The organism is Flavisericum labens, from assembly GCF_045446075.1.
GTDB classification, from domain to species: domain Bacteria; phylum Bacteroidota; class Bacteroidia; order Flavobacteriales; family Flavobacteriaceae; genus Flavisericum; species Flavisericum labens.
The window spans coordinates 1-14,453 of the sequence record NZ_JBJJBQ010000019.1 but is presented as its reverse complement, the minus strand read 5'-3'; the positions used below and the strand labels follow the sequence as shown (position 1 = coordinate 14,453).

Here is a 14,453-nt window from a genome sequence, read left to right as displayed (position 1 = left end):
GTATAAAAAAAAACGCCCTTAAAATGGGCGTTTTGTATCATGATTTTGTAAAATTATGGGCTTGTGCAACGGCTACCATTGTTGCCATTAGTTATTTTTTATTCGTTTTAGTTTAATTACGTACAAATAAACTTTGTCGTCAGTGTTCCACTTTAGATAATCTCTCTCTTGAGAAACGACCTTAAATTTTGAGTAAAGTTCATTGTTTAGAAAAAAGGTCAGAATGTAATTTTTGTCATCATATTTCCATTTCCATTTTCCTAAATGTTCAGTTTCTGTCCAATTCTCATTATTTGTGTCAGTTATCCTTAATTTTCCGCTTCTCTTAAAATTTAAATCGGTAAAGTCTTTATTTTTGTTCTGTTCTGATTTAATTAGTCCGCTGCTCAATTTCACGAAATCCTCTTTAAAGTTTAGAATTTTGTAAAGACTAATAGAGTCAGCTTTATAGAAATTCTGTTTTTCATTATTTGCAAACCATTCTATTTTATTGAAATTGATACTTCTTATTTCTCTCTCAAAATCTTTTAGAGTTACTTGATTTTCTTTTTTTGAATAGTCTCCGTAGGCTATTTTTTTATCAAAATCGACACTTAAATAATCGGTAAAGCAACTAAAAAAGTCATAGTCATTTTTTTCGCCATTCTCATCAGTTTCTGTTAACAAAGAAGGTGCAATTAAATAGTATTTTCCGATTTCAAAGTTTGCAATGTATGGTCGACATAAAGCTCCATTGTCTCCCCAAATTTTTATTTTTTTGCGTTTTTCAGAACCTATATATTTTTCAATTATTTCTACTGTCATTGACAAGGGCATTTTTCCATCATAGCCGTCAATTTGCTCTTCAATAAAGTCTGAGTATTCAATTACTTTTATTAATGCAACCAATTCAGAACCTTTAGAAATATTGCTGAACGAACAATCGCCTGTACATTCACAACTACAAGCATATGATTTTATTGAAATCAGTAGTATAAAAAGTATGGCGAAAGTTTTTTTCATAATTAATGGCAACGGTCTTGTATAAGAGTAGTGGCGGTTTAAGACCACAAGCCTTTCAGTTTAGACCATAGATTATTTTTATCTTTTTCTTTGGGTTTAGCACTATTCCCGCCATTACTTTTATACGTTGTTGGGCTTAGTATTTTTTCTTTATCTTCTTTAGATTCGCTTTCTTCTATTACTGTTTTCTCCTTGTGTTGCAATATTTGATTTAACGTATCATTGTCAATTTGTTCGGCACTTAAAACTGTATTCAAAAAATCAACTGAATTAAAAAAACCATTTTCTTTTAAAGCTTTAATATCACTTATGTTGATTCTCATTCCTTTTCCAATTAAAAACTGAATAAATTCGATTGTTCTCCCTCTTTCTATAAATCTGATTACAGGGTAAATCGAATCAGAAACGTCATATCCTTTAATAATTAACTCTTCTAACTTTTCAATATTTTCAGGACCATTATAAAACATAGACTTAACATATTCTCTATGAGTCTTATTAATTGCTTCTCTATTCTCTTCAATACTTTCAGATTCTTTCGTAAAATCTGATTCACTTTTTAAATGTTCAATACTTTCAAGTTCAGCTTTTTCTTTTTTTAATTCAGAAATTCTTTTCTTGATTTCATTTTTCTTTTGTTCAAAATCAATTATTACTTTACTAGTGTCATTGTTTTCTTCTCTTTCAGAGATTAATTTTTCATAGGAATAAACTTGCATTTCATAGTCATTAGGATATTCTGAAATAGCTATTTTTCTAATGTGACTATCTTCAATTTTTGACATTTTTTGTTTTGCATCAAGTTGTTTGTCATAAACATATTGTTGCATTTCATAATCGAAAGGATAATCCCTTTTTGCTAAAATCTCAATTTCTGAATCTTTAACAGAAGCCATATATTTTTTAGCAACTACATTTTTATCATAGATATGTTGTTGCATACAATAATCATTTTTGTATTGATTTATAGCAAATTCCTCTAATTCATTATCTATTACAGCTGACATATACAAAAACGCTTCAACTTGATTTCTGTATACGTAATCTCTCATTTCCTTATCATCGGGATATTCCTTTTTCGCAAATCGTTTGATTTTCGCTTGAATTTTCTTATCTAATTTAGCATCATTATTTACTTCTTTGTTTTTTTCTATTTGCTTAGTTTCTATGTTTTCTTTTGGTTCAACTATTTCCAACTTATCACTTTCCTTATTTTCAATTTCGTTCTCTACAAACGAATTCCAATCATCATCCGATTTAGATTTTTCAACTTTTTCTTCTTCTGTAAGTTCCGTTGGTTTTTCGATTTTTGTTAAACCTCTATATTCGAAGTTTATTGGTTTAGTTTTTCCAGTTTCGATAAATTCAATTTGATATTCTCCTTTTTCTTCGTTGACTTCTAATACTTTGCCTTGTTTCCAAATTAAGTGATTGACCATATCACCAACAACAAATTTCTTTTGAATTAATTGTCGATTTGCGTTAAGTTTAAGTTGTTCTTTAGCTTCATTTATGATTTCTTGACTTAATTCTCCTTTTCGTACAAAATAATTGTCGCTTATTTCAAATAAAAAGCGAGAAGGGTATTTGTTTAAACCTGTGCTGAAATTGAAGCCTTCAGATTCAGTCATATAGAATGCTTTTTCAGCTCTTGTAATTGCAACGTAAGTCAAACGTCTTTCTTCTTCAAGTGCTTTTGCTCTTCTTTCTTTAATTGACATTGCACTAGGTAAAACACCTTCGGTGAAGCCACAAAGAAAAACGTAAGGAAACTCTAATCCTTTAGAGGTGTGAATTGTCATTAATTTAACTCGGTCATTTCTGTCATCTTCAATATCCATATCTGTGTAAAGTGCAATTTCTTGCAAATATTCAGTAAGGATTATTGGCTCTTCGTCTTGTGTTTCTAATAAAATTATAGAGTTCTGAAGTTCTTTAATATTATCTAATCTATCTGTGTCTCCATCAGTTCTGTAATATGCTGAAAGTCCACTTTCATCCATTATTTCTTTTACTAAATCTGAAATAATTAAATCTGCTTTTGATTTTTTGTACTTTTCTATAAGTTCAATAAATTCAATTGCTCCTTTACGACTCAACTCTTTTTTCGAAATGTTCTGTTTTAAAGCTGTATAGAGAGAAATGCTTTCTCTTTCTGCAATTTTTGCGACATTTTCGATAAATTTCTTACCTAAACCTCTGCTTGGTGTATTTACAACTCTTAAAAAAGAAAAATCATCTTCAAATTCAATCAATCTTAAATATGCTAAGACATCTTTAATTTCTTTACGTTCAAAGAATCGAATGCCTCCAAAAACTGAATAAGGAATATTTTCTCTAATTAGCGACTGCTCAATACTTCTTGAAATATGATTTGCTCTATATAATATTGCAAAATCTGAATATTTACAGGTTTCATCTTTTACAAGTCTTTTAATTTCGTTTGCAACCCATAATCCTTCTTGATAGTCATTTTCTCCGTGAAAATGAACAACTTCAACACCTTCGGGATTTTGAGTAAACATATCTTTATCAACTCGAATTTTATTTTTTTTAATAATATGATTCCCTAGGCTCAATATATTTGGTGTAGACCGATAATTTTGATTCATAACAATTGTTTTAGAATCAATAAATTGCTTGTCAAAATCAACCAAAATTTCTGGTTTTGCACCTCTCCATTCATAAATCGTTTGGTCAGGGTCACCAACTACAAATAAATTTTGATGAAACCTTGAAAGCATTTCGATTAAGTAGAATTGTTTTTCAGATGAATCTTGAGTTTCATCAACTTGAATATAATGAAGTCTTTTTTGCCACTTTTCCAAAACATCTGGATTATTTGAAAAAATATAAATGGCAAAATTTATAAGGTCAGCAAAATCTAATGCAAAGTTACGTTGTTGTTTTTCTAAATATTTAATAAATATTTTTTCTGCTATATTTTCAGAATCATTTTTTTTTGATTCCAAGACATAAGCTAAATAACCAAGCGAGTTTTTTTCTCTATTTATGTAAGCAAGTGATTGTTTAAAAGTAAATACTTTGGATGTTATGCCGAGGTCATTATAAATACTTCGAAGAACAGTTTTCTGGTCTTCAACGTCCATTATAATGAAGTTTTTTGGGTATTTAATTTTGTTGATGTCTTCTCTTAATACTCGAACACAAAATCCGTGGTAAGTGGTTATGTAACTTAAATCCGAATTTTCTCCGATTAATCTTTTTACTCTTTTTCGCATTTCTTGCGCAGCCTTATTTGTAAAGGTTACACAAAGGATATTGGAAGAGTTAATTCCTAATGCTTCGACAATGTATGCATATCTTTGAGTGAGAGCTTTAGTTTTTCCCGAACCTGCACCTGCAATTACTCTAACAAATCCTTCTGTTTCTGTTACAGCTTCCAACTGTTGTTCGTTCAAGTTTTCTTTTAGCTTCTCAATACCAATCATTATTAAAGGTCTTTTTAATCTTCATCATCCAATTCGATAACTCCATCTTTTAGTTCGGGAAATACTTTTGTAGTATCTATTTCGTCTAGTGAAGTTACATCTTTAAGTTTTCTTTGAATTGCTCTAGTACGAACACCCATCACATCATCTAATTGATTTAAGCCTGTTCTTATATTATTTTGAGCTTTTGACATCATACCTCCAAAATTTTCAAATTCCTTTTTTACTGCTCCCAAAACGTGCCAAACTTCACTACTTCTTTTTTGTATCGCAAGTGTTTTGAATCCCATTTGTAAACTGTTTAGAATTGCAGCTAATGTTGTTGGTCCTGTTACGATTATTTTATAATCTCTTTGCAAAGTTTCTAATAATGAAGCCTTTCTAACTACTTCTGCATAAATACCTTCAAATGGTAAAAACATAATTCCAAAATCTGTTGTATTTGGTGGGTCGATATATTTTTCGCTAATGTCTTTCGCCATTTTCTTTATCGTATTGTCTAATTCTTTTTGAGCAAATTGAATTTTGTCTAAATCTCCATCTTCATAAGCTTCTTGAAGTTTTTCATAAACATCTTTAGGGAATTTAGCATCTACAGGTAGCCAAACAACAGATTCATCTTCATTTTTCCCTGGTAGTTTTATGGCAAATTCAACTGTTGCTGAACTTCCTTTTTTTGTTTTTACATTTGCTTCATATTGGTCTGGTGCTAGGATTTGTTCTAATAGCATTGCAAGTTGAACCTCTCCAATTCCTCCACGCATCTTAACATTACTAAGTACTTTTTTCAAGCCCCCAACATCAGTTGCTAGGTTCTTCATTTCTCCTAAACCTTCTTGAACAGATTTTAACTGTTTGCCAACTGTTTCAAATGATTGAGTTAAACGTTCATTTAATGTTTTTTGAAGTTTTTCGTCAACTGTTTTTCTTACTTCGTTGAGTTGTTTTGTGTTATCCTCTCTAATTTCTTTGAGTTGATTTTCAACTGTTTCTTTTACTTCTTTAATCCTTTTTTCGGATTCTTGATTTATTTCAGTTTGTTGCTTGCTAAAAGCATCAAATCTGTCTTTTAATAAATCATTAAGTCTTTTTGTGTTTGTTTCAAACCCTTCTTTAAAACCATCCAAAGATTTTGATAACTCTTCTCTTTGGTTTTTCGACAATGAACTTGATTCTTCTCTATTTCTTTGAAATTCATCTTTCATTGATTTATCTGTTCTTTCCAATGAAGAATCAAATTTTATGAGTGAATTTTTTGTTTCATTGAAGTTTCCCTCAATATCAAAATCAAGTTTTATCTTTTTAACTAAAGTGACAATCAGATTTACTGCAAGTAAGATTATCAGTATTATAAGTAGTATTATTTCTGTCGTCATATTTGGTTTTTCATATTAAGCCCAACTAGTATATATAAAAACCTTTCTTCATTATAACCAGCCATTTAGGTTGGCTATGCGGAATAAAAGGTAGTTTTGTTTAATTCAACAAGTTCTTGTATTATGGTTTTTAATTACCGCTAATATAATAAAATTCATACAATTTATTTAGGAAGCGGACTTATAATCTTTACATCCTGAAAAGCAATGGCACCACGAATAATACTGGATATAACATCTTGTAGGGCCTCGATAATCTGCATTTTTAATTCACTTTTGTGGTAAATGATACTAACCTCACGAGCCGGAGACGGTTCGGTAAAATAATGTAGGTTTTCGTTTTCATTGGTGTTAATATCCAGAGTATGCAAATAAGGTAAAAGGGTCATGCCCAAGCCTTCGTTAGAGAGTTTTATAAGGGTTTCAATACTGCCGCTTTCTAGCTGGAATTGCTCATCCGATTGGTTTTTAAACGCTTTACATAAGTTGATGACGCCATCACGAAAACAATGCCCATCTTCAAGAAGAAGCATGTCGTTAATATCCAAATCACTCACTTCAATCTTATTATTGCTATGCAATCTGTGTCCTTTAGGAATATAACTAACAAAGGGTTCGTAATACAAAACACGTTCTTTTATGCTTTCTTGTTCTAACGGAGTAGCGGCAATGGCAGCATCTAAATGGCCTTCTTTAATTCTGGTAATAATTTCTTCGGTGGTCAATTCCTCTATTTTAAGCTTAACTTTTGGATGTTTTTTAATAAAGGATTTTAAGAACATGGGTAATAAAGTAGGCATAACCGTAGGGATAATACCGAGTTTAAACTCACCGCCAATAAACCCTTTTTGTTGGTCTACAATATCCTGAATTCTATACGATTCGTTTACAATATTTCTGGCTTGGTTTACAATTTTTTTACCTACTTCGGTAAGTTCAATAGGTTTTTTACTGCGGTCGAAAATTTGAATATCCAATTCATCCTCAAGCTTTTGTATTTGCATGCTTAAGGTAGGTTGGGTAACAAAACATTTTTCGGCTGCTTTAGTGAAATTTTGGTTTTCGGCAACAGCTAAAACATAGTATAATTGTGTAATGGTCATGTGAATCAATTTAGGCTATAAAATTATAAAAACTATCAATAAAATTTATAGAAAATAGCGTTAATTATAAATTGAATTTGTGGTAAATAGATTAGGATTTGATTATTTAGGAGTGGTTTTATTGGAAAGCCATTTTTTAAATTGTCTAAACAACCTTTGTTTTACAATAACCCCCGAGACTTTATTTCTAAATATTTGTTTATCGTATCTATGGTTAAATTTTCTGGTGTGGTAAGAATAGAATAAATACCGTGTTTTTTCAGTTCGTTAACGATTAAACGTTTTTCAAAAGCGAATTTTTCGGCAATCACTTTATCATAAACTTCTTGAATTGTTTTGGCCTCATCATCGATGATGGTATTCAATTCGGTGTTTTTGAAGAAAATAACCACCAATAAATGACTTTTTGAAATAGCTTGTAGGTAGGGTAGTTGCCTCTCCAATCCGTTTAAGGTTTCAAAATTGGTGTACATTAAAATAAGGCTACGCTGTGTGATTTGCCTTTTTATGTTGGCATAGAGTCGGCTAAAATCACTTTCGTAAAAATCGGTTTTCACGTTGTAAAGCGATTCTAATATAAGTTGCATTTGCGAACTTCGCCGTTCGGCAACCACTACATTTTCAATGCGTTTAGAAAACGAGAGCATCCCGGCCTTGTCGTGCTTTTTTAGAACAACGTTGCTAATAACCAAAGTGGAATTAATGGCATAATCAAGTAAACTTAAACCCTCAAAAGGCATTTTCATAATACGCCCTTTGTCGATTACGGAATAAACGGGTTGCGATTTTTCATCCTGAAATTGATTAACCATCAATTGGTTTTTCTTAGCCGTCGCTTTCCAGTTTATGGTGCGCAAATCATCGCCCATTACATAGCCTTTTATTTGTTCAAACTCCATGGAATGTCCCAATCGGCGCACTTTCTTGAGTCCGAAGTCTAAAGAATTCTGGTTGATATTGAGCAATTCAAACTTTTTCAACTGCAAAAAACTAGGGTAGGTGGGTACCATGGCACCATCATTAAAAGTAAAGCGTTTTGCTACTATTTTTAAAATGGTTGATACGTAAATATTTAGGCTTCCAAAATGGTATTCGCCACGTTCTGTTGGTTTTAATTGGTAGTTTATGGTTTTCTGTTTTCTTGAAGAAATGGTGTCTTTCAACTTGAAATTCCGCACTTGAAATTGCTCGGGTATTTCGTCAATAATTTCTAAATAAACCTTGAAAGGGTAGTTGTTATTGATTATTAGGCTAATGCCATTTTTGTCGCCATTAGAGAATTTATCGGGTGCGATCCTTTGGGCTTCAATTTTGTTTTTTCCGATAAAAATAATGAGGACATCTAAAATAAAAAGCGACAGTAAAATTAAAATACAAAGCTGGGCAACATTGAATAACACGGGAATGAAATAACTTAAAGCAAACAGTACCACAATGCCAATGCCGGCATAGAAAAAACGGGGTTGTATGTAAAAGGATTTAAGGAATTTCAATTTTTGTTAGTTGTTAGATTTTAATTCTTCAATTTCAACAGGAACTCCTATTTCTTCAATAGGGTCATGATTACCATTGTCTTTTGGGTTATCGCCATATTCATTTGGGCCATAATCACTATCAGCAAAAACCATCCAAAACACATAGAACGGAATAATTTGATACCAACCGCTATTTCCACGGTCATGACAACGTTTTGCCCCTTGCGCTAGAATAAAATATACGGAAGGTAAAAGGATAATTAAATTGATTATTTCGGAGATTTGGATGTCGAGTGTCAAATATATTAAGTCTGCAAAGTTAGCAAATATCATATAGGCTAAATAGCTCAATCCGTATTCTAGTCGTCTTATTCTTCCTTTAAATGAAAATGGGTTTTTAAACATGATGTGTTTTAGTTAAAAGTTAGTTTTTCCAACAGCCAACAGCCAACAGCTATCTTGGAATCTCCACCGTTTCAATAATTTGTTTGATAATCTGTTTACTGGTTACGCCTTCCATCTCGCGTTCTGGCGTAACGATAACACGATGGTGAAGCACTGGAATGGCTGCACGTTTTATGTCTTCTGGAGTTACAAAATCACGACCGTTCATCGCGGCAAAGGCTTTACTGGCTTTAAGAATGGCTATGGAAGCTCTAGGTGAAGCGCCCAAATATAAAAAGGGATTGCTTCTCGTCGAAACAATGATTTGTGCAATGTATTTTAATAGATGTTCTTCAACCAGAACTTTTGTGACCAGTTGTTGGTACTCGGCAATTTGTTGGGCTGTTAAAAATGACGTGATTTTATCGGTTTTAGTTTTCTCTTTCAATTGATGTTCTCTGGAAAGGATTTCAATTTCATCATCCAAATTGGGATAATCGACATCAATTTTAAACAGAAAACGGTCTAATTGTGCTTCCGGTAAACGGTAGGTGCCTTCCTGCTCAATAGGATTTTGCGTAGCCAAGACCATAAACGGAACGTCGAGTACATATTTGTTGCCATCAATAGTAATTTGCTGTTCTTCCATCACTTCAAACAAGGCAGCTTGCGTTTTTGCCGGCGCTCTATTGATTTCGTCAATTAAAATCATGTTCGAGAAAATAGGACCTTTTTTAAATTCAAACTCGGAGTCTTTAAGGTTAAAGACCGATGTCCCCAGAATATCACTGGGCATTAAATCGGGTGTAAATTGAATACGACTAAACCCAACACTCAACGATTTGGCCAGTAGTTTTGCCGTAATGGTTTTTGCCACGCCCGGTACACCCTCAATGAGCGAATGGCCTTTGGCCAAAAGTGAGGCGATAAGCATATCAACCATATCTTTTTGCCCAACAATTACTTTGCCTACTTCATGCTTTATTTGGTTAACACTTTGTTGTAGACCCGATAAATCAAGTCTGTTTTGAAACTGTAATGTATTGGTGTCTTCCAAGGTACTGCCATCGATTGAGTCGACAACGTTTTCCTCTATTTCGGTGAGGTCTTTTGGTTTTTGGGTTTCTTTATTTTCGTCCATAATTATTTGGTGTAAAATGCTTCTATGTGGTAGTTTAATTTAATTAAGTTGTCTTCAAAAAACTCGTTTTTAGTTCTTAGCCAATTTATAAAATCGATCACTTTTTTTATATCAGCTTTTTTCTTTCCGGTTTTAGAAGTCAGTTTTTCTATAAATTCTTCATTTAAAACCGAAGTGTCTAAATTATAATCGGTTCTAATTTTTTCTAAAAAGTACGTTATTTTTTTGTGAACTAGGTTCTTGTGGTCTTGGGTTTCAAAGTAAAGGTTCGATACCGTTTTTACAAAATTAACCGTGGTATTAGGCAATGGTTTTATGATTCTTATAATCCGTTGACGGCGTTTAGCGTTGAAAATCATAAAAAGAATACCGAAAATAACAGCGGTGTACCAAGCCCACTTGAATGATAACTGTTCTAAAAACCAACTAAGGTTTGATTCTTTTTCAACATCGCCATAATAATTGGTTTGTATTTTGGTATACGAATCAAAATACACATCATTTTCGGGTAAATACGATAAAACACCTTCAGCGTAGCGGTGTCGGTTGCCCTTTAAAATATTGTAATTGGTGAAGGCTTTGGGTTCGGTATGCAAGTAGATTTCACCGTTTCCGAAAGGCACTTTAAGGAAATTGGCATGTTTATAATCGATTTTAGAATGCCCTAAAGCACGATGATTTATACTGTCGAAAGAAGAAAAATAACTGTCCCCTTCATTTCGGTCGATAATGATATCATCAATATTGATGTATTTTAAAGATTCAGTTGAAATACTGTCTTTTTCATTACCAATAAAATCGACGCTAATGCCCAGTGTATCATGAATTTTCTGCGGAAAGTAATAATCTGAAATAAAAAGTGTATTTCCATGGTCAACAAAATTCAATAGTTCGTCAACCGAGTCGTCCTCTAAATAATCAGAATTCCCGATGATTATGAAACTGCCTTTGGCCACATGTTCGCCATAGCCATCTTCAGAGTTGGCTTGTAAATAACTGGCAGGTTGGTGGTAAACCGTACGGACTTTATAACCATCAAAAAGATGGGGTAATTCTTTGTAAAGCACGCTTACACCATAAGGTTTGTTGCTTTTTTCATTGAAAGATTCTTCCCAATCTACCGTTTTGGTGCGTTTTATGTCTAGAACAACAGCCGCCGTAACCACTAGCGCGACAATAATGAGTATGATGGGTAAAACCTTTTTCATCCTTAATTAACCTGTTTTAATAGGGTTGCGAAATTGGTTTTGGCTTTTTTGTAATTGTCTGCGTTTAAGGGAAATTCGCCATACCAAATGTAATTGTACAAGTAGGAGGTGTACTCAAAATCTTTACTAAAAGGCTTTCCGGTGATTTCATTTAAATATTCGCTGTTGGTTTTGTCATCTTCAAATTTTATGTGGTTTTTCAAACTTAAGTGTTTTAAGACTAATAGGTAATAATAACGAATGGCGAGCCTGTAATCGCCCGACTTTTCGGCACTTAAAATAAAGGAATCAATATCGGTTTCTTCAATGTTTTCTGCAGTAATTTCATTGTAGAGGTTAACCGTCTTGTTTCGATTTCTAGTAAATAATCCGGAACTGCCTTCATTCATTAAAATATAGACCAGAAAAACCACAGCGCCAATTATAGCGATGTAGAACAGCCAACTTAGTGGGCCTAGATTTATGGAAAAATGCTCGTCGTTATCGTCTTCTTTTTTAAGGTCGTCTGTTTTTTTATAATCTTTATATTCTCCCGAACCTGATGGTGTTTCAGTAACAATATCGACGCCTTCGTAGTTGTATTTACTTCCGCTGTAGCGTTCTTTAAAATCATTGTCGAACTGTCTCGTTTTTTCAGGTTCTTGTGAAGTATTAAAACCAAAAGAAGTCTGCAGTCCAAAAAGCATCGACAGCAGGAAAAAGAAGGTATATAGTTTATAGGTTTTCAAAGATGCGACTAACTTAATAAAGGGGGTTGGGTGATTTGCTTCTGAATTTTAAACGGGTAAACCAAATAATAATAACTAATGATGCCCAAGGTAATTAAAATGATGCCCACTGATAACCAATAGGGCATGATGTTGGAATAGCGGGTAACGAAGCCTTCCAGAAAACCAGCCGCAAAAGTAAATGGCATGGTGCTGATTAAAATTTTAATGCCCGTTTTGGCGCCCATTTTAAATGAGGTATATCTGGAATGTGTACCCGGGAATAAAATACTGGCTCCTAGTATTAATCCGGCGGCACATTCAATAACAATGGCGAAAATTTCCATGGAACCATGAATCCAAATACCGCGAACACTTTCCCAAAACACATTTTTTTCATAAAAGAAATACTGAAACGAGCCCAGCATAATACAGTTGTTAAACATAATGTAAAGCGTACCAATACCAAGAAAAACACCCAAAACAAAAGCGATTATGCCCACTTTTAAATTGTTTATGGTAATACCTATAAAACTACCCCAATTGCTCCCACTTTTATAAACGGCAACGGGGTCGCCTTTTTCAATATTTTCTAATGACATGTTTACATAATTATCGCCCAAAACGGAGCGTACAAACTCGCCGTCGTTGGCAGCAGAAATGGCGCCAATAAAAGTAAAAGCGAAAAAAATGATAAATGCCACATAGATAAACTTGCGATATTGATAGCAAATTAGGGGTGCTTCGGTTTTCCAAAAACCAACCAGCCTATTGGTGTCATGGCGTTTGGTTTTATAAATTTTCTGAAATGCTTTGGCCGCCAATTGGTTTAAATAGGTAATCACCTTACTTTTGGGGTAGTAAGTTTGTGCGTAAGCCAAATCGTTTATTAAATGAATATACTGTGAAGCCAGCTCATCGGGGTCTTTAAAATCGTTATTGAAAATGGCTTTTTCAAAACTTAACCATTTTTCCTTATTTTGTTTGATGAATGAAACTTCCCTCATATATTTGATAAATTAAAATATAAAATGTCAGAGTTACAAATTAACACGACCCAAAATGTAAAAATAGCATTCCGTGCTGCTGGAGCGGGAGAGCGGTTGTTGGCTTTTTTAATTGATATGGCCATAAAAATTGGTTATTTGATGCTTATGAGCTGGGCGTTTGGGGCGTTTGATAACATGGACCAGTGGTCGCAAATAGCCATAAATACGGTGTTGAGTTTTCCGGTAATGTTTTACACCTTGGCATTAGAATCGCTTTTTGAGGGGCAAACCATTGGTAAAAGGGTTATGAAAATTAGGGTGGTTAAAATTGATGGTTACCAGGCTTCTTTTTCAGATTATGTGGTGCGGTGGTTCTTTAGGATTGTTGATATTTATATTTTCGGAATGGGCTTTTTCGTAATGATGTTCAACAAAAAAACACAACGCATCGGCGATATGGCAGCGGGTACGGCCGTCATAGGACTGAAAGATAGCGTGAATATTAGTCATACCATTCTCGAAAATTTACGCGAGGATTATAAGCCCACTTATCCCAATGTGATTAAACTTTCCGATAATGATGCGCGAATAATAAAAGATACGTTTAGTTCGGCTAGAGTAGCAAAAGATTATCCAACGTTGATAAAACTGCGTAATAAAATTATTGAAGTAGTAGGCATCAAGGAAGTGAAACAAAAAACCGATATGGAGTTTATAGATGTCATTTTAAAAGATTATAATTTTTACACCCAAGATATGTAAGCAGGTCGCCAAATTTTTCAAATGAAATGCAGAAAAATTTGTTCAGACTGCTTATTCCGATTTTGTTTCGGAATCTTATCAAACTTTAAATTTTGTGATGGAGAAGCAAGTTCATCATGACGTTTTTTTAATTAGAAACTTATGTTCTACACCATAGACATTTTAGGAACCATAGCCTTTGCGATTTCTGGCGTTTTGATTGCCTTTAACAAGAGAATGGATTTATTTGGCATTTTAATCATTGCCTTCGTGACGGCAGTTGGTGGTGGTACGTTACGCGATTTGCTTATTGGTGAAACGCCGGTGAGCTGGATGAAAGACATGACCTATACTTACGTGATTTTAGTATCTGCAATTTGCGCCATTATTTTTAGAAGTAAAATTAATTATTTGCGCACTTCACTATTCTTATTCGATACTATTGGTATTGGGTTGTACACCTTAGTGGGTATTGAAAAAGGCTTGAATGCGGACTTACATCCTTTTGTCTGCATTGCTTTAGGAACAATGACAGCTAGTTTTGGTGGTGTAATACGCGATATTTTGTGCAATGAAATACCTGTTATTTTTAGAAAGGAAATTTATGCTACGGCCTGTATTTTGGGTGGTGTTACTTATTTTGTGCTTCGGGAATTTCCCATAAAAGATGATTTTGTTTTTATAATCGCGGGACTTGTTGTTATTGTAACGCGATTACTGGCTGTTAAGTTTAAAATTGCTTTACCGAATATTTATAGGAATACAAATTAAAATGGGGTGGTTTCGTTTAACGTGTTCCTTTAGTTTGTAATAAATATATTTAGATAGAAAAAGAGGAGAACTATAACGTGTTTTAGCCTTACAGATCCATGACA

At 33.3% G+C, this 14,453-nt stretch carries 12 protein-coding genes; 2 read left to right on the top strand and 10 right to left on the bottom strand.

Going from position 1 to position 14,453, the window contains the following annotated elements; all coding sequences use genetic code 11:
• Positions 1 to 87 precede the first annotated feature (87 nt).
• From ACIEHO_RS16170 to ACIEHO_RS16125, 10 genes are all read right to left on the bottom strand, one after another.
• Positions 88 to 1,002 carry a hypothetical protein gene (locus tag ACIEHO_RS16170; protein WP_406973647.1) on the bottom strand — a complete coding sequence of 305 codons (915 nt, stop codon included), beginning with the start codon at positions 1,000 to 1,002 and terminating at the stop codon, positions 88 to 90.
• Positions 1,003 to 1,040: 38 nt separating this feature from the next.
• The gene (locus ACIEHO_RS16165) at positions 1,041 to 4,454 is read right to left on the bottom strand and encodes an ATP-dependent helicase (RefSeq protein WP_406973645.1); all 3,414 of its coding nucleotides are present in this window, start codon (positions 4,452 to 4,454) and stop codon (positions 1,041 to 1,043) included.
• Between the two features lie 14 nt (positions 4,455 to 4,468).
• Complete coding sequence (locus ACIEHO_RS16160; RefSeq protein WP_406973643.1) at positions 4,469 to 5,830, bottom strand: DNA recombination protein RmuC; 1,362 nt, start codon at positions 5,828 to 5,830, stop codon at positions 4,469 to 4,471.
• Between the two features lie 164 nt (positions 5,831 to 5,994).
• A complete protein-coding gene (locus ACIEHO_RS16155) occupies positions 5,995 to 6,933 on the bottom strand; it encodes a hydrogen peroxide-inducible genes activator (RefSeq protein ID WP_406973641.1) in 939 nt (312 codons plus the stop codon).
• 161 nt (positions 6,934 to 7,094) lie between these two features.
• Complete coding sequence (locus ACIEHO_RS16150; RefSeq protein ID WP_406973639.1) at positions 7,095 to 8,426, bottom strand: DUF58 domain-containing protein; 1,332 nt, start codon at positions 8,424 to 8,426, stop codon at positions 7,095 to 7,097.
• 6 nt (positions 8,427 to 8,432) lie between these two features.
• On the bottom strand, positions 8,433 to 8,813 hold the full coding sequence (locus tag ACIEHO_RS16145; RefSeq protein ID WP_406973637.1) for a DUF805 domain-containing protein: 381 nt from the start codon (positions 8,811 to 8,813) through the stop codon (positions 8,433 to 8,435).
• Positions 8,814 to 8,862: 49 nt separating this feature from the next.
• Positions 8,863 to 9,933, bottom strand: coding sequence for an AAA family ATPase (locus tag ACIEHO_RS16140; protein WP_406973635.1), 1,071 nt, complete (start codon positions 9,931 to 9,933; stop codon positions 8,863 to 8,865).
• Positions 9,934 to 9,935: 2 nt separating this feature from the next.
• Positions 9,936 to 11,141: a DUF4350 domain-containing protein gene (locus ACIEHO_RS16135; protein WP_406973633.1), complete on the bottom strand. Its 1,206-nt coding sequence runs from the start codon at positions 11,139 to 11,141 to the stop codon at positions 9,936 to 9,938.
• A 2-nt stretch (positions 11,142 to 11,143) separates the two neighbouring features.
• The gene (locus ACIEHO_RS16130; RefSeq protein WP_406973630.1) at positions 11,144 to 11,869 is read right to left on the bottom strand and encodes a hypothetical protein; all 726 of its coding nucleotides are present in this window, start codon (positions 11,867 to 11,869) and stop codon (positions 11,144 to 11,146) included.
• 8 nt (positions 11,870 to 11,877) lie between these two features.
• Positions 11,878 to 12,855, bottom strand: coding sequence for a stage II sporulation protein M (locus tag ACIEHO_RS16125; protein ID WP_406973628.1), 978 nt, complete (start codon positions 12,853 to 12,855; stop codon positions 11,878 to 11,880).
• 24 nt (positions 12,856 to 12,879) lie between these two features.
• On the opposite strand from ACIEHO_RS16125, the gene ACIEHO_RS16120 reads away from it, so the two are divergent.
• A complete protein-coding gene (locus tag ACIEHO_RS16120; protein WP_406973626.1) occupies positions 12,880 to 13,599 on the top strand; it encodes an RDD family protein in 720 nt (239 codons plus the stop codon).
• A 141-nt stretch (positions 13,600 to 13,740) separates the two neighbouring features.
• A complete protein-coding gene (locus tag ACIEHO_RS16115; RefSeq protein WP_406973624.1) occupies positions 13,741 to 14,349 on the top strand; it encodes a trimeric intracellular cation channel family protein in 609 nt (202 codons plus the stop codon).
• The last annotated feature ends 104 nt before the right edge of the window (positions 14,350 to 14,453 follow it).